This is a genomic window from Acinetobacter guillouiae CIP 63.46 (genome assembly GCF_000368145.1).
Classification (GTDB): domain Bacteria; phylum Pseudomonadota; class Gammaproteobacteria; order Pseudomonadales; family Moraxellaceae; genus Acinetobacter; species Acinetobacter guillouiae.
On sequence record NZ_KB849281.1, the window covers coordinates 175,165 to 199,735 of the forward strand.

Annotated in this window: 20 protein-coding genes and 1 tRNA gene; 14 read left to right on the forward strand and 7 right to left on the reverse strand. The window is 39.4% G+C overall.

All coding sequences use genetic code 11. The features are described from left to right. Nucleotides 1-104: 104 nt before the first annotated feature. Together F981_RS00840 and F981_RS00845 are read left to right on the forward strand one after the other, a co-directional pair. The gene (locus F981_RS00840; RefSeq protein WP_004717311.1) at nt 105-1,730 is read left to right on the forward strand and encodes an NAD+ synthase; all 1,626 of its coding nucleotides are present in this window, start codon (nt 105-107) and stop codon (nt 1,728-1,730) included. 5 nt (nt 1,731-1,735) lie between these two features. Then, nucleotides 1,736-2,779, forward strand: coding sequence for a hypothetical protein (locus F981_RS00845; protein ID WP_004717314.1), 1,044 nt, complete (start codon nt 1,736-1,738; stop codon nt 2,777-2,779). 129 nt (nt 2,780-2,908) lie between these two features. Here the strand turns inward: F981_RS00845 and F981_RS00850 are convergent. The 5 genes from F981_RS00850 to rlmE all read right to left on the reverse strand — a co-directional run bounded on the left by F981_RS00850 (nt 2,909) and on the right by rlmE (nt 7,384). Then, a tRNA-Met gene (locus F981_RS00850) sits at nt 2,909-2,985 on the reverse strand. Between the two features lie 219 nt (nt 2,986-3,204). Then, nucleotides 3,205-3,519, reverse strand: a complete 315-nt coding sequence (locus F981_RS00855) for a DUF5713 family protein (protein WP_004717317.1) — start codon at nt 3,517-3,519, stop codon at nt 3,205-3,207. A gap of 159 nt (nt 3,520-3,678) precedes the next feature. Further along, nucleotides 3,679-4,533 carry a dihydropteroate synthase gene (gene folP, locus F981_RS00860; RefSeq protein ID WP_004717318.1) on the reverse strand — a complete coding sequence of 285 codons (855 nt, stop codon included), beginning with the start codon at nt 4,531-4,533 and terminating at the stop codon, nt 3,679-3,681. A 131-nt stretch (nt 4,534-4,664) separates the two neighbouring features. Further along, nucleotides 4,665-6,554, reverse strand: coding sequence for an ATP-dependent zinc metalloprotease FtsH (ftsH, locus tag F981_RS00865; protein WP_004717320.1), 1,890 nt, complete (start codon nt 6,552-6,554; stop codon nt 4,665-4,667). A gap of 179 nt (nt 6,555-6,733) precedes the next feature. Then, nucleotides 6,734-7,384 (reverse strand): 23S rRNA (uridine(2552)-2'-O)-methyltransferase RlmE, encoded by a 651-nt coding sequence (gene rlmE, locus F981_RS00870; protein ID WP_004717323.1) that lies wholly within the window; start codon nt 7,382-7,384, stop codon nt 6,734-6,736. Between the two features lie 198 nt (nt 7,385-7,582). Between rlmE and yhbY the strand changes: the two genes are divergently transcribed. Next, a complete protein-coding gene (yhbY, locus tag F981_RS00875) occupies nt 7,583-7,906 on the forward strand; it encodes a ribosome assembly RNA-binding protein YhbY (protein WP_004717326.1) in 324 nt (107 codons plus the stop codon). An 11-nt stretch (nt 7,907-7,917) separates the two neighbouring features. Then, complete coding sequence (locus F981_RS00880) at nt 7,918-8,457, forward strand: DOMON-like domain-containing protein (RefSeq protein ID WP_004717328.1); 540 nt, start codon at nt 7,918-7,920, stop codon at nt 8,455-8,457. A gap of 113 nt (nt 8,458-8,570) precedes the next feature. Here F981_RS00880 and F981_RS00885 read toward each other — a convergent pair whose 3' ends face one another. Beyond that, entirely contained in the window at nt 8,571-9,035 is a 465-nt protein-coding gene (locus F981_RS00885) for a lipocalin/fatty-acid binding family protein (protein ID WP_004717330.1), read from the reverse strand. A gap of 319 nt (nt 9,036-9,354) precedes the next feature. On the opposite strand from F981_RS00885, the gene carA reads away from it, so the two are divergent. The 6 genes from carA to F981_RS00915 all read left to right on the forward strand — a co-directional run bounded on the left by carA (nt 9,355) and on the right by F981_RS00915 (nt 18,967). Then, nucleotides 9,355-10,494: a glutamine-hydrolyzing carbamoyl-phosphate synthase small subunit gene (carA, locus tag F981_RS00890; protein ID WP_004717333.1), complete on the forward strand. Its 1,140-nt coding sequence runs from the start codon at nt 9,355-9,357 to the stop codon at nt 10,492-10,494. Between the two features lie 14 nt (nt 10,495-10,508). After that, nucleotides 10,509-13,742 (forward strand): carbamoyl-phosphate synthase large subunit, encoded by a 3,234-nt coding sequence (gene carB, locus F981_RS00895; protein WP_004717334.1) that lies wholly within the window; start codon nt 10,509-10,511, stop codon nt 13,740-13,742. A 92-nt stretch (nt 13,743-13,834) separates the two neighbouring features. After that, the gene (gene greA, locus F981_RS00900; RefSeq protein WP_004717337.1) at nt 13,835-14,311 is read left to right on the forward strand and encodes a transcription elongation factor GreA; all 477 of its coding nucleotides are present in this window, start codon (nt 13,835-13,837) and stop codon (nt 14,309-14,311) included. Between the two features lie 246 nt (nt 14,312-14,557). After that, nucleotides 14,558-16,795 (forward strand): TonB-dependent siderophore receptor, encoded by a 2,238-nt coding sequence (locus F981_RS00905; protein ID WP_004717340.1) that lies wholly within the window; start codon nt 14,558-14,560, stop codon nt 16,793-16,795. A 516-nt stretch (nt 16,796-17,311) separates the two neighbouring features. Then, complete coding sequence (locus F981_RS00910) at nt 17,312-18,196, forward strand: class I SAM-dependent methyltransferase (RefSeq protein ID WP_004717342.1); 885 nt, start codon at nt 17,312-17,314, stop codon at nt 18,194-18,196. A gap of 147 nt (nt 18,197-18,343) precedes the next feature. Beyond that, nucleotides 18,344-18,967 (forward strand): CatB-related O-acetyltransferase, encoded by a 624-nt coding sequence (locus tag F981_RS00915; RefSeq protein ID WP_004717345.1) that lies wholly within the window; start codon nt 18,344-18,346, stop codon nt 18,965-18,967. 85 nt (nt 18,968-19,052) lie between these two features. On the opposite strand, the gene F981_RS00920 is transcribed toward F981_RS00915, so the two are convergent. After that, nucleotides 19,053-20,441 carry an amino acid permease gene (locus F981_RS00920; RefSeq protein ID WP_004717347.1) on the reverse strand — a complete coding sequence of 463 codons (1,389 nt, stop codon included), beginning with the start codon at nt 20,439-20,441 and terminating at the stop codon, nt 19,053-19,055. Between the two features lie 353 nt (nt 20,442-20,794). Between F981_RS00920 and fahA the strand changes: the two genes are divergently transcribed. From fahA to F981_RS00940, 4 genes are all read left to right on the forward strand, one after another. Then, complete coding sequence (gene fahA, locus F981_RS00925) at nt 20,795-22,102, forward strand: fumarylacetoacetase (RefSeq protein ID WP_004717348.1); 1,308 nt, start codon at nt 20,795-20,797, stop codon at nt 22,100-22,102. Then, a complete protein-coding gene (maiA, locus tag F981_RS00930; RefSeq protein ID WP_004717351.1) occupies nt 22,089-22,721 on the forward strand; it encodes a maleylacetoacetate isomerase in 633 nt (210 codons plus the stop codon). Before fahA ends, maiA begins: the two co-directional genes overlap by 14 nt. An 18-nt stretch (nt 22,722-22,739) precedes the next feature. Continuing rightward, nucleotides 22,740-23,288 (forward strand): VOC family protein, encoded by a 549-nt coding sequence (locus F981_RS00935; protein ID WP_004717353.1) that lies wholly within the window; start codon nt 22,740-22,742, stop codon nt 23,286-23,288. A 491-nt stretch (nt 23,289-23,779) separates the two neighbouring features. Further along, nucleotides 23,780-24,547, forward strand: coding sequence for an IclR family transcriptional regulator (locus tag F981_RS00940; protein WP_004717355.1), 768 nt, complete (start codon nt 23,780-23,782; stop codon nt 24,545-24,547). Nucleotides 24,548-24,571 lie beyond the last annotated feature (24 nt).

A 24,571-nucleotide genomic window follows, 5' to 3' on the forward strand; every position in this document is an offset into this window, starting at 1 on the left:
CTTTGGCAATTTCTGTGATATCTATACACATATGTTGAATAACTACATTTTAAAAATCAACAACTTGTGTATAAATTACCCTATTGGAATAGGATTTGGTTTAAATGAAAAGTTTTAAAATTGCTCTCGCGCAATTCTCTCCATTCATTGGTGATATTGAGTCGAACGTTCAAAAAATGATTGAACAAGCCAATGATGCAAAAAAACAGAATGCTGAAATTGTTGTTTTCCCTGAACTTTCTATAATCGGTTACCCTGCCGAAGATTTGCTTTTACGCCCAAGCCTAGCAAAGCGTACTGCACAAGCTTTCGAGAAACTGTCTACTGTTAAAGACATCGTGATGGTATTTGGTTTTGCCAATCTTACAGACGATGGTCAACGCTACAATGCTGCTGCAGTGATGAAAGATGGACAAGTTTTAGGGGTCTACAACAAACAAAATCTTCCTAATTACAGCGTTTTTGATGAAAAGCGTTATTTTAATGAAGGACATCAACATCTTGTATTTGAGTACTTAGGTCATAAGTTCGGGGTCCTGATTTGCGAAGATGTATGGTCTTTAAATACAGTTCAACAGCTTGCTCAACTCAATGTGGAAAGTGTTTTGGTCTTGAATGCTTCACCTTATGAAGTCGGCAAACCGCAACATCGTATCGAAACATTAAAAGAGTTGGCAAAACAGCTCCATCTCAATGTGGTTTATATCAACCAAGTGGGTGGTCAAGATGATCTCATTTTTGATGGGACCAGTTTTGTTATTAACCATTCAGGTGAAGTTGCACTACAAGCACCAAGCTTTAAAGAAGATCTCTACTTTGCTGACTATCAAATAGAAAATAAAGCCTATCAAGTGGTTGAAGCTGCGCCAGCATTAAACACTATGGCTGAGATCTATCAAGCTTTGGTTTTAGCAACACGCGACTATGTACAACGCTCTGGTTTCCCTGGTGTGATTTTAGGACTATCGGGCGGTATCGACTCAGCTTTAACCTTGGCAATTGCAGTTGATGCGATTGGTGCAGATAAAGTTCAAGCCGTGATGATGCCTTATACCTACACATCACAAATTAGTGTGGAAGATGCAACTGAACAAGCAAAACGCATGGGCGTTACTTTTGGTATTGCCGAAATTCATCCTATCGTAAATAGCTTTATGCAGACCTTGTTCCCATTCTTTGGTAACTCACCTGCGGATACAACCGAAGAAAACCTTCAAGCGCGTGCACGTGGTACATTGCTTATGGGCTTGTCCAATAAGTTTGGTAACCTTGTGCTTGCAACAGGCAATAAGTCTGAGCTTTCTGTAGGTTACTGCACACTGTATGGCGATATGGTAGGTGGTTTTGCTGTACTCAAAGATGTTTATAAAACTATTGTTTTTGAATTGGCTAAGTACCGTAACAGTATTTCTGAAACGCCTGTGATTCCTGAACGGGTTATTTCTCGTCCACCATCAGCAGAACTTCGTCCTGATCAAAAAGACCAAGACTCTTTACCTGCTTATGATGTACTTGATGCCATTCTATATGCATATATTGAGGAAGAACAAAGCCAAGAAGACATCATTGCCAAAGGTTTTGAACGTGCAATCGTGGAAAAAGTCATTCAGCTTGTCGACCGCAATGAATACAAACGTCGTCAAGGTTCAATTGGACCACGTATCAGCTCACGCGCATTTAGCCGTGAACGCCGTTATCCGATTGTAAATGGCTGGAAAGCAGGTGTATAAGCCTCGTGAATGTGAATAATTCACCTCCACCTTCGAGCTTTGCTCAGGAACTTGCTCAAGCATTATTGCTTGAGCAAGTTCGCTTTATTAAAAAACAACTCTTAGATCAAAAAAATCCGCAATTTATTCAAAATTTTATTTCCCAAACCTATCAAAATGCAGACAAAATCCTTTTAAAAAATGTGATTCAACTTGAGCAACTCCAGTCTGTAGTGCAAAAATATGCTTTTGAATTGAATTTAGGCGCAGATATTCTTGAATTTATCGGTGTCGTCGCTCAAAAAATTCATCAATATGCCATTCATAGTCAAACCATTTTCAATGATCTACTCTCAGATGAATCTTTTGAACTGTGGATGTTTAAAATCTTAGAATTAGAACAATTAAGAGACTATATTCAAGAAAACTTACAGCACAACCCGCAGATTCAACAGGTTAGCCTACAGCTTGCCAATCAGATTTTAGAAAGCAACACCCCTTGGCTCAACCAGCTACGTCAATACACAGTGAAACATAACCGTATTGGCGCTAAAGTCATCAGCTTTATTCAAGATCAACATCACAATATTGAGCTTAAATTAGAACAACAACTCGCAACTGCTATCCGTAGCCAACTCAGCAATATCATTCTACTGCCTAATGAAGACCTGGCAGATATCGCTACACATGTTTGGAATGAAGTTAAGCAACGCTCATTAAAAGAGGCTTTCTCTCAAGTTCAATCCATTGATTTTGAGGAATTCTTTATTCTTGTTTATGAAACTTGGAAAGAATTACGTCAAACAGAATATATGCAACAGGTTATTTTAAATGTTGTTGAAGCATTTTATGAATACTTTGGGGAATATAGCTTACAAGAATTACTACACTCTGTTGGCTTAGATCAAAACGATTTATTTATCGAAGCTGATCGTTTTATTCCACATACACTAGGTGCTTTGGATCAACATGGCTTATTGGATGAGATCATTCAATCCTTGATTGCGCCATTCTACCTTGACACGCAAACACAAAGATTTATAGAAAATTATTTAGCAGAAAAAGCTTAATCAAATATTCAACTGGATTTTTTCAGTATTCTAAATATTCATAGCACGATGATAATTTTTATCTGTATCTAGTGATCTTTTGATGATGCACAAAAAAAGAGACCATGCAGTGAGCATGGTCTATAAAAATGGTGGCTATGACGGGACTTGAACCTGTGACCCCCGCATTATGAGTGCGGTGCTCTAACCAACTGAGCTACATAGCCATAAACTGTGTGCGCATTATCTAAAGTTATCTACCCTACGTCAAGCATTGAAACACACCAATGATCATACTTTAAGCAATTGATATTTAAATGTTTAAAATTAATACATATTTATGTTTTTATCGAAAAAATCAGCTTAATAAGTATCGTAAATAAGTAAGGAATTAAGCTCTCTCCCCTATTTATCTCTAAAAATCGATAGCAAAAAAAGAGAGTGGCTTACCACTCTCTATTTGCAACAAGCTCTTCCATTTCAATATCAAGATACCCTTGGTCTTGTACCACCATCATCATTGCTTCAGCAATATAATCTGCTGCAGTACCATCCAAAGAAGAATCAAGATCCTCAAACTGTGGCTTCATTTCATTAATTTCAGTCACAGTCAGTTTTGCCATAGAATAAATTTCTGCATCACTGAAGCTGGTTTTTGCCACTTTTTTAGCAAAATTTTCAATAAGTTGCTTAACCTCAGCAACTAGAATATCTGGATAATATTCATCATCGAACATTGGGAGAAGTAGATCGTTAAACATTGCAACCTAAAATAAAACAGCAATTCACGCGCTTATATAACACAAACCATACAATTCACCAAATTGATCAGGCAATTTAACTGATTAATTTTTCAGATGTAGATGATCTAAATTTAAAAAAAAGATCAAACAATATTAGAGGCTATTGATCATTCATCATTAAATTGCAGAGCGCATGGCTTGCCATACTTTAATTGCATCCGACATTGCTTTTACATCATGTGCACGCACCATACACGCGCCTTGTTGAATACTGAGCAAGTGTGCAGCAACACTACCTACAGCACGATGATTGGCATCTGCACCATCTAAAGCTTCACCAATGAAGCGCTTACGTGATAAGGCTGATAAAATTGGATAACCCATGTTGTTCAGTTGATAAAACTCATTGAGAAGCTTTAAATTTTGTTGCGCATTTTTAGCAAAACCAAAACCAGGATCTATCATGATATTTTTAGGGTGAATTCCTGCCTGTAGTGCATCATCTACGCGTTGCTGTAATTCAGCAATTACCTCTTGAGTAACATCTTCATACTGGTCAAGATGATTCATTGTGGTTGGCTCGCCTCGCATATGCATAATAATCACAGGGATATTGAGCTCTGCAGCAGTCTCTAAGGCATGTGGACGAGTTAAGGCACGGACATCATTCCAAATATGTGCACCAGCCTTAACCGCCTCACGAATGACTCCGGGCTGTGAGGTATCTATTGAAATAATGACATCCAATTTGGCTAATTCAGCAACCACAGGAACAACACGACGTATTTCTTCGGCAATCTCGACTACAGATGCACCCGGGCGTGTAGATTCACCGCCAACATCAATCACTGTCGCACCATCAGCAATCATTTGCTTGGCATAAGCAACAGCTTGATCTTTTTGATCATGCTTCCCACCATCGCTAAATGAATCAGGAGTGACATTCAAGATACCCATGACATGTGCTTGTGATAAATCCAGACTTAAACGCCCACATTGCAAAATTTGCTTGGGTAGTGGCATCAGTTGCATGTCAATTCTCCGTATTCAATTCAGGCTAGTTTAACAATTCAAATCAATAGCACAGTGATTTTTTTTCATCTGTGAATTTTTTCGTATAAAAAAAGAGCCTCAATTGAGGCTCTTGTTTATTCACTGACTGATCAGGTCGCTGGTAATGGTGGTGGTGTTGATGGACCATCTGTAGGTGTTACATCAAGCACTGGATTTTCAGCAACATAAACCTTAGGTGGCTGAGGATCACGACCTTCCATGATGTCACGGATTTGATCACGATCAATCGTTTCCCATTCCATCAAGGCTTTTACCATTGCATGTGCAATATCTTTGTTATTTTCAAGAATATCACGCGCAACACGATACTGTTCATCCAAGATACGACGTACTTCTTGGTCAACCTGTTGTTGTGTTGCTTCAGAAATCGTACGGCTACCGACATTTCCGAAGAAACCATTCTGGTTTTCATCTTCATAGACCATCACGCCCATTTTGTCTGACATACCATACTTGGTCACCATCGAACGTGCCATTTTGGTTGCACGTTCAAAGTCGTTAGAAGCACCCGTTGACATTTGATCAATGAAAACTTCTTCTGCAATACGACCACCGAATAAGATTGAAAGTTCATTCAACATCTTAGACTTGTAATGGCTGGTTTGATCATGTTCTGGCAACTGCCAAGTTACACCCAAAGCCCAACCACGTGGCATAATTGTTACTTTATGCACAGGGTCAGTCCCTGGAAGAATTTCTGCAACAATGGCATGACCTGCTTCATGATATGCAGTCGCGCGACGTTCTTCTTCACGGATCACCATCGACTTACGTTCAGGGCCCATGTAGATCTTATCTTTTGCATCTTCAAAGTCATGCATATCGACGGTGTTCTTGTTACGACGAGCAGCAAACAATGCAGCTTCATTCACAAGATTCGCCAATTGCGCACCAGAGAAACCAGGTGTACCACGTGCCAATACTTTAAGATCAACACCTGTTACCGAAGGAAGTTTCTTCAAATGCACTGCTAAGATCTGTTCACGACCTTTAATATCTGGCAGACCCACCATCACTTGACGGTCGAAACGCCCCGGACGAAGTAATGCTTTATCCAGTACATCCGCACGGTTTGTTGCAGCAATGACGATAATCCCTTCATTACCTTCGAAACCATCCATTTCAACAAGCATTTGGTTGAGTGTTTGTTCACGTTCATCATGACCACCACCTGTACCTGAACCACGATGACGACCAACTGCATCAATCTCATCAATAAAGATGATACATGGTGCATGGCGTTTCGCCTGTTCGAACATGTCACGCACACGAGATGCACCAACACCAACGAACATTTCAACGAAGTCAGAACCTGAAATACTAAAGAATGGAACTTTGGCTTCACCAGCAATCGCTTTCGCAAGTAAAGTTTTACCTGTACCTGGAGGACCAACCATCAATACGCCTTTAGGAATTGTTGCCCCTAAGCGTTTGAATTTTGCAGGGTCTTTCAAGAAATCAACGATTTCCACAACTTCTTGTTTTGCTTCATCACAACCAGCAACATCGGTAAAGGTCACTTTGATTTGGTCTTCTGAAAGCATTTTTGCTTTAGATTTACCAAAACTCATTGGACCATTTTTACCGCCTGCACCACCACCCATGTTACGCATAAAGAACATGAACAATAAAATAATTAAAAGCACAGGAAAGCTTGCGATGAGAAGTTGCATCAATAAACCTTGACGTTGAGGTGCAGTACCTTCAACAACAACGTTATTTTTGATGAGTGTAGGCATCAATTCAGGATCTTGAACTGCTGGGCGAATACTTTCAAAGTTCGAACCGTTCTTTTTTTCGCCGCTTATTCTTTCACCATCAATTGTGACTTTACTAATTTGACCAGCATTCACCGCTGTGACGAATTCTGAATAATTCATCGCAGAAGGCTTACTGCGGTCACTGAGATTGCTGAAGATTAAGATCAGCACACCCAGTATGACCAGCCACAATACGGCATTTTTGAAGTAATCGCTCAAAGCTTTATTCCCATATATAACTATTTTGATCAGGCTCAATCTTGCTTGATCGTAACAAAAAGCGAGTAATGAATTTCGCAATAAAGGTTAAAAAGGTACAAAATGCACAATTTTTAACAACTTGGCAAGCATTTGTTGGCAATTCATTACGAAGAATGAACATACCTCAAAAACACCAGCTATTGCGAAACTTTTTTACGGCCCTGTCCAATTAAAAAAACCTCTTTTGAACGTGCACGTGAAGCAGCTGGTTTTGCTGTTTTTAACACATCAAAACTATCCACGACTTGCTTTCGGAACTCATCAAAACCAGTGCCTTGGAAAACTTTAACTAAAAACTGCCCTTTTGGTCCAAGAACCTTGTTGGCAAAATCTAACGCAAGTTCACACAAGTAAATCTGGCGAGGTTGATCTACAGCCCTATTACCTGATGTATTGGGGGCCATATCTGAAATTACAACGTCTACAGTGCGTCCATTTAAAATATTTAACAATTTTTCGAAAACTTCTTCTTCTCTAAAGTCACCTTGTAAGAAAGTAACATCAGGTAAAGCATCCATTTCTAAAATATCTGAAGCAATCACTAAACCTTTATCACCGACCAGTTTACCTGCGATTTGCGACCAACTTCCTGGCGCAGCACCCAAGTCAACCACGGTCATCCCTGGTTTAATCATTTTGTGTTTTTCTTGAATTTCAAGAAGTTTATATGCAGCACGAGCGCGGTAACCTTCTTTTTGTGCTTTTTTCACAAAAGGGTCATCTAAATGCTCTCTCATCCACGCACGACTACTTTTGGATAACTTCTGGTTGGTAATGCGTGTAGCCATAACTCTCTTGATCTAAACCGATAACTAACTTCTGATTGTACGTGAAAAAAATTCTCATTGCAGTATTCATATTGATTTAAATCGACAGATATTGATATGTTTTTTTGAATAAGCTTCATCGATTATTTCTACAGAATTTACAGCGTAGTGATATGGCTTTTGTTATACTAAGTCGTTTCTAAAATTAGGTTATCTTTTATGGCGGCTCTATCTATCCAAGAACGTAAACGTTTACGTCAAATCGGACATGCGTTAAACCCTGTTGTAATGCTTGGCGATAAAGGCTTGACTGAAAGTGTCGTTGAAGAATTAAACCGTGCTTTAAATGATCACGAGTTAATTAAAGTCAAGGTTACAGGTGAAGACCGCGAAGCACGTGCTGCAACGATTACTGAAATTGCCAATGTCACTGGTGCGGAAGTTGTTCAAACAATTGGTAAAATTGCATTGCTTTATAAAAAAGCTGCGAAACAAAATCCAAAATTGTCTAATTTAGTTCGCCACGCTCATCTTTCAAATTAAGATTTATTTTCATGGCAAGTTTCGAACTGAATGCATTTGATCGTCGTTTTCAAAGTATCTCCCTAGTTGGTGCGATTGAACAAATTAGCCCATATACACTCAATGTCGGTTATTGGTTAAGAGATCCCAATCAATTCATAATTTATCCTGAACTGGTTACAGCAAATCCACGTCAGGATTTCCTTTGGGAAAATACCTGTTTTGAGATTTTTATTGGTGTGCAAGGTGAAGATTATTATCGTGAAATTAATCTATCCCCTTCTCAAGCTTGGCAAGCTTACCAATTTGAAGAATATCGTTATCCTGAAAATATGCCGCCAGTCGCTGCTTATGACATTGAATTAAATCAGTTAAAGCGTACGCATTATGGATTAAATGTCAGCATAGATCTTAGCGAGTTCATGCTTGCCAATAAATTAAAATGGTCAGACTTATTTTTAGGTTTAAGCGCTGTTTTAAATACCACGCAAGGTCAACATTTCTTTGCCATGCAACACAGTGGCCAACAGGCCGACTTTCACAATAAACGTGATTGGTTACATACATTTTAAAATACGCTTATGTAAACTGTGATTGAAAATAAAAAAGTGAGGCAACTAGCCTCACTTTTTTATTGCCATTTTTCTTAGAAATGGCTTTCCTCAAAACATAAGCTTTACATATCTTATTGTTTTGTTGTTACTTTATTCCAAACTTCTAAAGTATGATCTTTTGAACGCTTTAAAGTTTCAGTTAACTGTACTTTATGTTTGCTCGAAATTTGTGAAACATCTTCACGAATTTCTTTACCAACTTCAGTTAACTCTTTCACTAAAATGCTTAATTCAGATTTTAAGAAATCAGCCAATTCAACCAAATCTTTTTGTGAAGTTGAAAATTGTGATTTGATCACATCAAGACGTTGCACCAAATCTTGTTTAAAGTTTTGTACTTGATCTTGAACTTGCTCAGTTAATTGCTCTGATTCTGCTTCAAGTTTAGTTTTAGTTTCGGTAACCGCTTCAGCAACTTTCTGCTGCGCTTCTTTACCTAACTTCTCTAAACTTTCTGTAGTTTCAGTTACAACTTCTTTCAAAGCCGCAGTCTCTTTTGTTACTTTATTTGTAACAGTTTCTTTAGATATAGTCATATTGATTCCCCCTGGAATGTGAGTCAATAAGATACATTGAAAGGATAAATTTTAGATTTTGATTTGTCTGACAATATTTAAATACTTACAATTTCAAACAATTCACTTTAAAAGCAGAATTAATGCTAAATAGCAAGGTATTTATCTTAGATTATCCCTCGAAATAAAATAGACTTTCGAGAGGCTCATGCGTATAATGCGCTGTTAAGTTACAAGCGAGCAGACAAGAGGAGGGTAGGATTTAGTAAGCCTTCCTTTTTTTTCGTCTACTCGCTTTTTTACAGCCCTATTTTTGTGGTTTTAGTTCAGGAGCTATGGTTTGAGCACCCCCGCCATTTTAGCCCTTGCTGACGGTACTGTTTTTAAAGGTACATCGATCGGCGCTACGGGAAGTACGACTGGTGAAGTCGTTTTTAACACTGCCATGACTGGTTATCAAGAAATTTTGACCGACCCTAGTTATGCACAGCAACTTGTAACTTTAACTTATCCTCATATCGGTAATACTGGTTGTAATGAAGAAGACGCTGAATCAGGTCGAATTCATAAAGTTTGGGCGAATGGTTTAATCATTCGTGACCTACCGTTATTACACAGCAATTTCCGAGCTACTCAGTCTCTTGGCGAATATTTACAACAACATAATGTCGTTGCCATTGCAGATATCGATACTCGTAAATTGACACGTATTTTACGTGACAAAGGCGCACAAAACGGATGCATTCTTGCCGGCGATAATATTACTGAAGAAGAAGCTATTGCAAAAGCACGTGCCTTTGGTGGTCTAGATGGTTTAGACCTTGCGAAAGAATGTTGTGACCCAGAAGGTTTTGAATGGACCGAAGGCTCATGGACATTGGGCCAAGGCTTTTCTCAACCAGAAGCAAAATTTCATGTTGTTGCATACGATTACGGTGTCAAAACCAACATCTTACGTATGCTTGCAGACCGCGGATGTAAATTAACTGTTGTTCCTGCACAAACACCTGCTGAAAAAGTATTGGCGTTAAATCCAGATGGCGTATTTTTGTCAAATGGACCTGGCGATCCAGCAGCATGTGATTATGCAATTGCAGCAGTAAAAACCATTGTTGAAACTACAAACCTACCTGTTTTCGGTATTTGTTTGGGGCATCAAATTCTAGCTTTATCTTCTGGCGCTAGAACTGTGAAAATGCCACATGGTCACCACGGTGCAAACCATCCTGTACAGAACCTTGAAAATGGTACAGTGATGATTACTTCTCAAAACCATGGCTTCGCAGTAGATGCAGAAACTTTACCTGCAAACCTCAAAGCTACGCATAAATCTTTGTTCGATCAAACCTTACAAGGTATTCATCGTACAGATAAACCTGCGTTTAGCTTCCAAGGTCACCCTGAAGCAAGCCCTGGTCCACATGACTGTGCCCCATTGTTCGATCATTTCATCGAACTTATTGAAGCATCTAAGAAGTAATTAAGGAAGCGATCATGGCTAAACGTACAGACATTAAAAGCATCTTAATTATTGGTGCGGGTCCGATTGTCATCGGGCAAGCATGTGAGTTCGATTACTCAGGTGCGCAAGCATGTAAAGCCCTTCGTGAAGAAGGCTACCGTGTTATTTTGGTGAACTCTAACCCAGCCACCATTATGACTGACCCGACTATGGCAGATGCAACGTATATCGAACCGATTACGTGGCAAACTGTTGCACAAATCATTGAGAAAGAACGCCCAGATGCGGTTCTTCCAACAATGGGTGGTCAAACGGCATTAAACTGTGCATTGGCACTAGATGCCAACGGTATTTTAGAAAAATACAATGTTGAATTGATTGGTGCGACCAAAGAAGCCATCGAAAAAGCGGAAGATCGCAAACTTTTCGATATCGCAATGCGCAAAATTGGTTTGGAATGCCCACGTGCTGATGTTGCAGAAAGCATGGAACATGCGCTTGAAATTCAAGCCCGTTTCGGCTTCCCTGTGATTATCCGCCCATCATTTACGATGGGTGGTTCAGGTGGTGGTATCGCCTATAACAAAGAAGAATTCATTGAAATCTGTGAACGCGGTTTTGATCTTTCTCCAACCAAACAATTATTGATTGATGAATCATTAATTGGCTGGAAAGAATATGAAATGGAAGTTGTTCGTGATAAAAACGACAACTGTATCATTGTATGTACCATTGAAAACTTCGATCCAATGGGTGTGCATACAGGTGACTCCATTACTGTTGCACCTGCACAAACTCTGACAGATAAAGAGTTCCAATTACTGCGTAATGCTTCTTTAGCAGTGCTACGTGAAATTGGTGTAGAGACAGGCGGATCAAACGTTCAGTTCGGTATCAACCCGAAAGATGGCCGTATGGTTGTGATCGAGATGAACCCTCGTGTATCTCGTTCTTCTGCGCTTGCGTCTAAAGCAACAGGTTTCCCTATTGCCAAAATTGCAGCAAAACTTGCAGTGGGTTATACCCTTGATGAATTGAAAAATGACATCACTGGCGGTACAACGCCTGCGTCATTTGAACCTGCAATCGACTATGTTGTAACCAAGATTCCTCGTTTTAACTTCGAGAAATTCCCACAAGCTGATGCAACACTCACTACACAGATGAAATCTGTGGGTGAAGTCATGGCAATTGGTCGTAACTTCCAAGAATCTGTACAAAAGGCACTTCGTGGTCTTGAAGTCGGTGCTTGTGGTTTCGATGAGAAAATTGCGGTGGGTACTGAAGGCGCGAAAGATAAAATCTTGGTAGAGCTTAAAGTGCCAGGTCCTGAGCGTATTTGGTATGTTGCTGACGCATTCCGTCATGGCTTCACATTAGATGAAGTATTTGCTGCAACCAATATCGATCGTTGGTTCTTGATTCAAATCCAAGACATCATTCAGTCTGAAGAGCAAATCAAAACTTTAGGTTTTGGTGATTTGAACGCTGACAATATCCGTGCATTTAAACGTAAAGGTTTATCTGATTTACGTATTGCAGACTTGATGGGCATTTCGCAAAAGCAATTCCGTAAGCACCGTTGGAACTTGGGTGTATACCCTGTTTACAAACGTGTAGATACCTGTGCAGCTGAGTTCGAGTCAGATACTGCTTACATGTATTCAACTTATGATGACGAATGTGAAGCGAATCCATCTAACCGTGACAAGATCATGGTAATCGGTGGTGGTCCTAACCGTATTGGTCAAGGGATTGAGTTCGATTATTGCTGCGTTCACGCTGCCCTTGCAATGCGTGAAGATGGTTATGAAACCATTATGGTCAACTGTAACCCTGAAACGGTTTCAACTGACTATGACACATCTGATCGTTTGTACTTCGAGCCGATCACTTTAGAAGATGTTTTAGAAATCGTACGTACAGAAAAACCAAAAGGTATTATCGTACAGTACGGCGGTCAAACACCTTTGAAATTGGCTCGTGCTTTAGAAGAAGCAGGTGCACCAATTATCGGTACGTCTCCAGATGCGATTGACCGTGCAGAAGATCGTGAACGTTTCCAACAGATGATTCAACGTTTGAATCTTCGTCAACCAAGCAACAGCATTGTTAAATCTGCTGAAGAAGGTATGGCTGAAGCATCTAAAGTGGGTTATCCGTTGGTTGTACGTCCATCTTATGTCCTTGGTGGTCGTGCGATGGAAATCGTATACAACGACGACGAACTTAAACGTTACTTGCGTGATGCTGTACAAGCGTCTAACGAAGCACCTGTACTGCTTGACCATTTCCTTGATGATGCAACAGAAGTCGATGTTGACTGTGTATCTGACGGCAAAGATGTGGTGATCGGCGGTATTATGCAGCATATTGAACAAGCAGGTATTCACTCTGGTGACTCAGCATGTTCGATTCCACCTTACTCTCTTTCTCAAGAGATTCAGGATGAAATGCGTCGTCAAACCGTTGCTATGGCGAAAGAGCTTGGTGTGATTGGCTTGATGAACGTACAGTTTGCTGTTAAAGGTAATGACGTTTATATTCTTGAAGTGAATCCACGTGCGTCTCGTACAGTACCGTTCGTTTCTAAATGTATCGGCGAATCATTAGCAAAAGTTGCAGCACGTTGTATGGCGGGTCAATCTTTAGAATCTCAAGGATTCACAAAAGAAATTATCCCAACGCATTTTGCTGTGAAAGAAGCAGTATTCCCGTTCAACAAATTCCCAGGTGTAGACCCGATCCTTGGACCAGAAATGAAATCTACTGGTGAAGTGATGGGTGTTGGTACAACTTTTGGTGAAGCTTTCTATAAAGCTGTGTTAGGCTCTAATGATCGCTTACCGGGTAAACCAACTGAAGGTGAAGTGAAGCACGTATTTATTTCAGTACGTCATTCAGATAAACCTCGTGCCGCGGGTATTGCGAAACAATTGGTTGATTTAGGCTTCAAAATTATCGCAACTGGCGGTACTTATGATGTCATTAAAGAAGCTGGTATTGAATGTGAACGTGTGAATAAAGTAACAGAAGGTCGCCCAAATATTGTCGACCGCTTGAAAAATGGCGAGATTCACCTCATTATCAATACTACAGAAGGTAAACAAGCTCAGCAGGATTCATTCTCAATCCGTCGCTCTGCGCTTCAAGGTAAAGTGTATTACACAACAACCTTGAATGGTGCTGATGCTGTATGCCAAGCTTTAGCAATTAAATTGCCAATGGATGTATATCGCTTGCAAGATTTGCAAACACTAGGTTAATTCGTTTCCGATAAGTCCCGCCATCTTATCGGTGGCGGGCTTTTTTCATTTTATAAACCTGTATTTTTAAAATACTGAACTGAGGGACAACAATGCAACGTTATCCTATGACTCCTGAAGGCAAGGTCGCCTTAGAGAAAGAATTGCAACAGCTAAAATCTGTTGATCGTCCACGTATTATTGCTGCAATTGCAGAAGCACGTGAACATGGGGATTTAAAAGAAAACGCAGAATACCATGCAGCGCGCGAGCAACAAGGTTTTTGTGAAGGTCGTATTCAAGACATCGAAGGTAAACTTGGTGCTTGCCAAGTAATTGATGTTAAAGGACTTGAACAAACAGGTCGTGTGGTTTTTGGTGTGACAGTAACCATTGAGAATTTGGATACTGAAGAAAAGAAAACCTATAAAATTGTAGGTGATGATGAAGCTGACTTTAAGATCAATAAGATCTCAGTGAACTCACCTATTGCGCGTGGTCTTCTTGGTAAGAATGAAGGCGACGAAGCCAAAATCACCACACCACAGGGTGAAGTGGAATATGAAGTGGTGAGTGTGGAATACATCTAATTCACCTGAGTGAATTGCCACGGAACTCTTCATAAATTGAAGAGTTCTTTTGTTTCAAGCATATGATTTATAAATAGAATAATAATAAATTCAGTAATTAAAGCTCTCCCCTTCTTATTTAAAAACGTATTAAACAACCATTGATCATAAAAACGGAATTTAAGTTAAGAATCATTTGATAATGCTATTGATTATAATTATCATTAACAAAAATAAACATTATGCATATTTAATAGGTATTCCCTTATGCAGCAAGTTGTACGATTCACAAAACATCCACTCTCCCTTGCCTTACACTTGATGCTAAGAGGTACTAAAATTGCCTTACCCGTATTATTACTCTCAGGGCAAGTTGCTCAGGTCATGGCTGAACCAATTGCATCAAGTCATAACGATGTCATAAATGAACAAGTAGAAAAAAGCACCTTACCTACCATTACCGTGATCGCCAATGACGATAAATCGACCTCCTATATAACGAAAAAAATAGCAATCGGAAAAACACCACAATCCCTAAAAGAAACACCGCAGTCAGTTTCAGTAGTTACTCGTCAACGTCTAGATGACCAAAATATTTCCACCATTGATAATGCTATGAAATATGTCACTGGCATCACTGTTGCACGCTATGATGCAGCAGGAAATTACAATGATTTTTATGCCCGTGGTTATGGCAGTGATACCTACCAAATGGATGGCACAACCTTAAGAACCGATTCTAATGGGACTTATCTAGATCTGTCTGTATTTGACCGTATCGAAGTATTACGCGGCGCTACTGGTATGTTCAGTGGCGCAGGTGAACCAGGGGTTTCTATTAACTTAGTGCGAAAACGGGCGCTGGCTGATTTTGCTTTAACAGGTAAAGTAAGTGCAGGTTCATGGGAAAATTATCGTGGCGAGGCTGATATTACAGGGAAGCTCACTCAAGACGGCGCATTACGTGGCAGATTGGTCACTGCAGTACAAGACTACGATACCTTTATGAATGGGATTGATGGTAATAAAAAACTCGTCTACAGCACATTGGAATATGACATTCAGGACAATACCACGCTTTCCCTAGGTGCAACATATCAAGATATTAATACCGTATTGTCACGTGGTTTACCGTATGGTCCTGATGGAAAGCTACTGAATATTTCACGCAAAACCAGCTTTGTACAGGACTGGAATAAGCAGGACTTGACCAATACAGAATTATTTGCAGAACTGGAACACCATCTCAACCATGATGGACTGATTAAAGCCACTGTTCGTCAAAGCATACGTGACAATCATGCTAAATATAGCGACCCATCTCAGCCAGATGCCAATGGAGACATGTCCAAATTTAGCGCACTGGCATTTAAGCGACAAGATAAAGACTTAAGTGCAGACATTTTTTTCAATACCCCTTTCCTGTTTGCTGGACAGACCCATAATTTCCTGATCGGGGCAGATTACCTGAAAGGTCATTCCAAAACCAATTATTCATCTTGGGGAACACCTCTCACAGGTACCATCAATATTTATCATGACAACCAACATCAGTTCGCTGAACCTGATTTTGACTACGATACCAATGTGAGCAAAGATGAAATAGAAAATTATGGTATTTATAGTCAAGTCAGAATCAAACCCTTTGAGCATTGGACACTGGTCGGAGGTGGTCGTGTCAGCTGGTGGAAATCGATATCAACCACCTTGCGTGATAATGGTGTAGATAGCACCAATCCTGCAGCTAAATATGATGCAAAAGCAGAGTTTACCCCTTATGCCGCAGTGCTTTTCGACCTAAATCCGAATCTATCTTTCTACACTAGCTATTCGGAAATCTTTAAACCGCAAAATAACTTTACTTATGATCCTGTGACAGGTGGTAAAGGTAAACAAATTGATCCACGTACAGGCACTCAAATTGAAGCTGGGATGAAAGCGGCTTTCTTCGATGAGCGTTTAAACCTTTCTTCGGCTATCTATCAAATCGAAGATAAAAACCGTGCAATAACCGATCTTTCCGCGCCTGAAGGATATTCCGTAGCAGCAGGTAAAGCGCGTAGCCGTGGTTTTGAGATCGAAGCGAATGGGCAGATTACCGATAATTGGCAAATTACAACGGGCTATAGTTTTAATCAAAACAAATACTTAGAGGAACCGGATCTAGAAGGTCAACCTGTTAGTACATTCACGCCGAAGCATACTTTTAATTTATGGACCACCTATAAGCTGCCTGCATCTTTAGTCGAGGGTGTAAATGTTGGGCTTGGGGTACGAGCAGTGAGTAGTTACTACGATGGCTCTGGTGCAGAACGTGTGCAACAAAATGGTTATACTTTGGCTTCTGCAAGTCTAGGCTATCAAATCAACCCACGTTATAAGTTTGCAATTAATGTGGATAACCTATTTGATAAAAAATATTATGAGAAGGTTAACTATTGGATTCGTCAGAATATGTATGGTTCACCACGTAGTGTGACTGCCAGTTTAAGCTTTAAATATTAATTGCTTTAGAAATAGACTCAACCAAGGTGAAGTGGAATACGACGTGGTCAATGTTGAATATATTTAACACATACTAGGGCTGATGATTCAGCCCTTTTTATTGGGCTAAATATATAAAATGAATAACAAAAAACGAATCACTTATATATTCAGTCATCAATCATTGACTAAGACAAACAGACTCAAATATTTTTTTCAAAAACTCAAGATATATAGTCAAACCACCTCATTATTAATACAAGTGAAGGGTGACTATAGATAAAAAAATTTAAAGACAGTCAGATCAGAATAACCCTGCATTCACCTAGAAAATAACACTGATCGCATATCCATTTAATCAACATCAAGCATCATCCATACATCGCTCAGATCTTGCGCCAAGCTAAATAAGATGCCTCAGCCATATAGACACCAAGAAAACTAGCAATTTTCACCAACTGCTCAAAGTAAATTGCCATTGTTAAATATTTTCTATGCATTACATTGAGGAAAAATTAAAATTCATTGAGGACGAGGATGAAAGCAGGACGAGCAAGTAAAACTGCTGAAGCGGCAGCAGCAATTAGAGCCAATCACCATTTAAATGCTAACGATCCAGTATTCTCTGACCCTTATGCATTTGAAATGACCAATTCACAATGGCGCTTACTTTTAAATAACGCCCTTCTACGTAAAGTGTTAAATTCCAATTTGATGAATCAAACTTTTGGTAAATTAACTGGACAAGTGGTTGGACGTTCTCGCTATACAGAAGATCTTTTAAAGCAAGCGATTGAACATGATCATATTCAACAGTATGTATTGGTTGGCGCTGGTCTAGACTCTTTTGTATTACGCTTGGCCCAGCAATACCCTCAACTCAAAATATTTGAAATTGATCATCCTGATACACAAAAAACCAAATTAGAAAAATTAAAAAAGCTCAGTAATACAGGTGAGCTCCCAAGCAATGTAGAATTTGTAGGGATTGATTTTGAAAAAGAAAAACTGTCTGATGCTTTGGCGCGTAGTGGATTTCAAAATACCCAAGCTGCATTTTTTTCATGGCTGGGCACAACCCATTATTTAACCCCACAAGCAACCCTAGCAACCTTACACAACATTGCATCCTTTACTGGCAAAAATAGCCAAGTCGTGATGGATTATTCGATTGATTATAAAGCCTTACAAGGTATTGAGCGTTTGGGTAGCTTCGCAGTGTCACAGTTTACCCGTTTCTTAAAAGAGCCTTTGATTGGTGCGTTTGCTTCGCAAGCATTGCATCATGCAGTTGAAATGATGGGTTATCAGGTGGTTGAAGATTTATCAGGAAAAGACATTACCCATCGTTACTTTAACCATCGTGCTGATCATATTCGTCATACCCATGCCACGCATTTGATCCATTTAAAAATAGGTTAATACTTGAATACCAGCCAAGGAATAGCTGAAGAATTGATGTTTAAACCCAATACACTGAATATTTTTTAATTGCTGATCAAGAGATCTAAGTTCAATCTAAGGTTACAATGCGCGCTCTAGCCTTTGCACTTAAGCTTTTGTACTCCCATGACTGACGCTATTCACTCCCCCGTAAAACACTGGTGCGAATTTGAGTTTATTTCTAAGACTGTGAAAAATCCCAATATTCATATTAAAGGAAATTATTCTTATTATTCGGCATATTGGGATCAGGGGTTTGAACGTTGCGTGGTGCGTTATTTGCATGATAAGCCATCAACTGTAGAGAAACCAATTGACCAGTTATATATTGGTAACTTTGTTTGTTTTGGGGCGGAATGTGTGATCATGATGGGTGGAAATCAATTACATCGCCCTGACTGGATTTCTACATTTCCTTTTGATACCCGTAGCTTTTTACCCGCTGGGGATACGGTGATTGGCGATGGTTGTTGGATTGGCAGTCGTGCCATGATTATGCAAGGGGTAACGCTAGGTGAAGGTGCCATCATTGCTACAGGTGCAGTCGTCACTCAAGACGTGCCAGCGTATGCAATTGTCGGTGGTGTACCGGCAAAACTCATTAAATATCGGTTTTCTCAGGATCAGATTGAAAAATTACAGTCAGTTAAATTGTATGATTTAGATGAAAAGCAGATTTTAAAAATTCGTGAACAATTACAAGGCGATGATATCAATCAATTGATTGAGTTTTTAAAAGCAGCAGAATAATTCCGTCGGTATAGGTTAATAATCATACAGAAAGCAAAAGGGCTAAATATCAATTTAGCCCTTTTGCAAAGATTAAAATCTTTTGCTATACATCAGAATTTAACACAACATTTTGCTGTGCATTTTTTAACTTTCGTTGTTTCAGATAATAAGCAAGCATCAAACAAAGAATCCATGCTGGAATCATCATTACCGCAATACGCATATTCTCGGTGAATGACATTACCACCAGAATACCCAACATAAAGATAATGCAAAGATAATTACTGAATGGATAAGCAATACTTGGAAACTTGGTGGTCTGCCCTTGTGTTTGCATGACTTTACGGAACTTTAAATGCGTCCATGAAATAACCACCCAGTTAATCACAATTGCAGCAACCACCAACATCATCAATAAACCAAATGCTTTTTCTGGAAATGCATAATTGAGTAGTACACATAAAACCGTAACAAAAGCTGAAACATAAACCGCATTGGTTGGAATACCACGCTTATTAATATGCTTAAGGAACTTCGGTGCATTACCCTGTTGCGCCAAACCAAGTAACATCCGACTACTACAATAACTGGTCCCGTTATACACCGAAACAGCTGCAGTAAGGATGACAAAATTCAGTAAGGTCGCAACACCATGACTATCCAGTGAAGCAAATACCATTACAAATGGACTACCGCCTTCTGCCATTTGGTTCCATGGAAAAAGTGCAAATAAGATAAACAGCGTTGCAATATAGAAAATCAAAATACGGTAAATAATTTGATTGACTGCTTTAGGCAGAGTTTTATCAGGATCACGCGCTTCTGCTGCGGTAATACCAAATAGCTCAATCCCACCAAAGGCAAAAATAATCACAGCCATTGCCATGACTAAACCTTCCACACCAAATGGGAAAAACCCGCCCAATGCCCAAAGGTTACTAATGCTTGCCTGTGGCCCTGCTGTACCTGTTGCAAGTAAGTAGGAACCAAAGCCGATCATGGCTAAGATTGCCAAAATTTTGACGATAGAGAACCAAAACTCCATTTCGCCAAAAAATTTAACATGCAATAAGTTGATACCGTTGATTAAAACAAAAAACACCAATGCTGAAATCCAAGTCGGAATTTCAGGCCACCAATATTGAATATAAAGACCAATTGCGCTCAGCTCTGCCATACATACCAAAACATTGAGTACCCAATAATTCCAGCCAGACATAAAACCTGCAAATGAGCCCCAGTATTTGTAGGCAAAGTGACTAAATGAACCACTGACGGGTTCTTGCACCACCATTTCACCTAACTGTCGCATCATTAAAAACGCAATAAATCCAGCAATCGCATAACCGAGTATGACTGAAGGACCTGCAAGCTTAATCGATTGCGAAATACCCAGAAACAATCCTGTACCAATAGCACCACCTAGCGCGATAAGCTGGATGTGCCGATTGCTTAAACCATGTTTCAGGTTTCCTTGCTCATGTTTTGACATATGATTATTCTCATCCTTGTCTCGTAATTTTTGTATTCAAAATTACGTATATCATAAGTTAATCAAAAATGCCTATATCTAATCGAAAAATAATTGATTTACTTTTCTCATAACCGCGCATATAAGCAGAAAATTCAACAAATAACAATTATTATGAATTATGTAATCAAATTATGTATTGCGTAATTAAATATTTTAAGTATGATAGAAATCATAAGACACTGACAACTTGCTTGAGTCATTTGAACAAGGCATCTAAATAACTTTATATTTATTTGTTTTTCAAATACTTAAGAAAATACATTAAAGATTTTGATCACCCCTAACAAAATTAAAGACAAGGAAAGCAAATCATGAACTCACATTTAACTTGTTTTCTTGAAATTGACTCACAATCAGATTTCACAATACATAATTTGCCCTACGGTATTTTTAGTGAAACACCCCAAGGCACCAAACGAGTGGGTGTTGCCATTGGAGATTGGGTCATAGACCTTGCCCACTTAGAGGCACATGGACTATTAGCGATCAATGGACATCAAGATTGTTTTAATCAAGCGACTCTGAATAAATTTATAGAAACGGGTAAACACAACTGGCAAAAGGTTCGTACGACATTACAAAGTCTACTCTCTGCTGAAAATCCAACACTTCGTGATGATGTGGTTTTACGCCAAAACGCATTGTTTAAGCAAAATACAGTCACTTTACACTTACCTATTCAAGTCTCTGGCTATACAGATTTCTACTCGTCCAAAGAACATGCTACCAATGTCGGAACCATGTTTAGAGATCCAAAGAATGCATTGCTTCCAAACTGGAGCGAACTTCCTGTGGGATATAATGGTCGTGCCAGCTCTGTGATTGTCAGTGGCAAAGATATTGTTCGCCCTTCTGGCCAAATCAAATTACCAGATCAAGAACGCCCTGTTTTCTCAGCAACACGTAAACTCGATTTTGAATTAGAAACCGCCTTTATCGTTGGTAAAGCAACTGAATTGGGTGAGCCTATCGCGATTACAGATGCTTGGGAGCATATTTTTGGTATGGTCTTACTCAATGACTGGTCGGCACGTGATATTCAACAATGGGAATACGTACCATTAGGTCCGTTTAACGCCAAGACTTTTGCAAGTGCAATTTCACCTTGGGTAGTGACCATGCAAGCACTGGAACCATTTAAAGTCAAAGGTCCAGAACAACAGCCTAAACCACTTTGCTATTTAGAAGAAAATATTGCTAACAGCTATGATATTCATCTCAGTATTGAAGTTCAAAGCCCTCAATCAGCACACGCTGATGTAATTTGCCAGACCAATTTTAAATATATGTATTGGTCAATGGCACAGCAACTCACCCACCACACGATTGCAGGTTGCAATGTCCAAGTTGGTGACTTGATGGGTTCAGGCACAATTTCAGGCCCTACAGAAGATGCTTATGGTAGTTTGCTTGAACTGACATGGAATACCACCAAACCGCTAACCCTCTCGAATGGCGAAAAACGTGGTTTTTTACAAGATGGTGACCGTGTTGTGATGAAAGGCTATTGTGAAAAAGCAGGGATCCGAGTGGGCTTTGGTGAGGTTGCCAATAGCATTTTGCCAGCTCGCCAGTTTAACTTTCATCAAACAGAAGACTTGAGCTATGAAACTGTATAGTTATTTTCGTAGCTCTGCAGCTTATCGGGTTCGAATTGCACTGAACCTCAAACAACTGAGTTATGAAATACAGCCCGTGCATTTGGTCAAGAATGAGCAACTGCTAGAGCGTTACCAAGCACTTAATCCAAGTCAGTGTGTTCCAACTTTAGTGGATGAAGATCAAAGCTTTTTACAGTCACTCAGTATTTTGGAATATCTGGAAGAACGTTATCCAGCAATTTCATTGTTGCCTGACAATATCGTCACGCGCAGTAAAGTACGCGCTTTTGCACAAGCGATCGCCTGCGATATTCATCCGTTAAATAATTTAAGAGTCTTAAAGTATTTACAAAATGATCTCAGTCTCAGTGACGAGCAAAAAAAACACTGGTACCAACACTGGATCATAGCGGGCTTTAACAGCTTAGAAGCCCAACTACAAGATTCAAATGGGCAATTCTGTTTCGGTACACAACCGACATTTGCAGACTGTTGTTTGATTCCTCAAGTCTATAACGCCAAACGCTTTAAAATTGATTTAAGCGCTTTTGCAAAGATTGAGTCGATTAGTCAACACTGTTTAACCCTTCCTGCCTTCTTCAATGCAGCCCCAGAACAACAACCAGATTGGGAATAAAGATAAAGGAGTTTTATCATGAGCTTTGCGATTAAAAAAATTCACCATGTGGCTTATCGTTGTAAAGATGCCAAAGAAACCGTGGAATGGTATAAAAAAATGCTCAATATGGATTTTATTTTGGCCTTTGCTGAAGACCATGTGCCTTCGACTAAAGCCTTTGATCCGTATATGCATTTATTCTTAGATGCTGGACAAGGCAATGTATTGGCATTTTTTGAACTGCCTACTCAACCCGATATGGGGCGTGATGAAAATACCCCTCAATGGGTTCAACATATCGCATTTGAAGTCGAAGACCTCGATACGTTATTGATTGCAAAAGAACATCTTGAAACACATGGTGTTAAAGTTCTTGGTGTCACCAACCACGGCATTTTCCACTCGATTTATTTCTTTGACCCCAATGGTCATCGTTTAGAACTGACCTATAACGATGTGCATGCAGATGCAAAAATCGCACGAATTACCGAAGAAATGAAATTAGAAATGCTGGATGAGTGGAGCCGTACCAAACGTGCGCCTCAGCATACTCACTTTTTGCATGAAGACGAGTTGGGAGCATAACCATGCTCAGTTGAGTATGTCTGGGTGCCAAAGCCAACTTAGTACTTACTAAGTTTATTAATCGAATGATTCGTGATTTGGCATCCTAGATCTAGTTGAACACGATATTAAGCAGCATTAACAGCACACAATGCTCGTTTTGCTGGAAGTTATGTAACCTTCAATTAACAATAGCAATCAGCATTTAAAATATTGCTGTGGGACAATGGGGAGCTAATCGGTATTGAAGCGTTGTGACTCCAATACCGATTTTTATCGGCTTAACTTTAATGGTCTAGATCTTTTAATGAGGTACTGTTGTTTAATAAATCATATGCAGCACTTCAAAAACAATTGTATGCTGATAACATTCACTGAGGCTCTTTTGAGATTTCATTTAAAAAGATAAGTTCTATTTTGTACAATGCTCAGGCACTATGTGTTAAATATGTAAATCAAATATCGACAGCACATCAATACTGCTAGATCGTATACAGATTAAGGGTTATTCAATGATTGAAGAAAAGTTGTCTGGTGGGGTTCAATCACTTGAGGTGGGCTTAGCCGTTCTCAATGCCCTTTTGGAACATAATAAGCCGATTATTTTAAAAGAGTTGTCGAGTAAACTTGATATGCATCCAGCCAAGGTACATCGTTATCTTGTCAGTTTGATTCGGATGAATTATGCAAAACAACTTGAGGGTGGTCAGTATGCGCTTGGTGATCAAGCTTGGCGTTTAGGTTTAAACTGTATCCAACACACCGATGTTTTACAGCTTGTTCAGCACCTTATTTATGAATTACAAAGTAAAATTGGTTGCGGGATTCAAATCAGCAAATGGTCACCTAAAGGCCCATTAGTTGTACAGTCGATTGAATCAAATCATCCGATTTCAATTGTGACCAAAGTTGGTTCGATCATGCCTTTAGTAAATTCAGCTGCTGGGCGGGTTTTTGCCTCCTATTTACCCGAAGCGCTAATCAAACCATTGATGCACTCTGAATGGGAAAAAGCAACGCTGAACCATAGTCAAGTCAAACCCACCAATTGGGACGAATTTCTTGTTTTAAAAGAAAATACTTTACAACAAGGTATGGCAATTGCCCAAGGTGACTTACTTGTTGGTATCAATGCTGTGGGTTTACCTATTTTCAATGCGCATCTTGCAATGGAATTTTGTATTGTTGCATTAGACAGTGAAATGTTTTTACCAGTCAACGCGGGTAGTGAAAAACTTGAACGATTTAAACGTGAAGTTGCTGCGATGAATCAATACTGAACCGTACCGGGTTTGTCGGAGAGT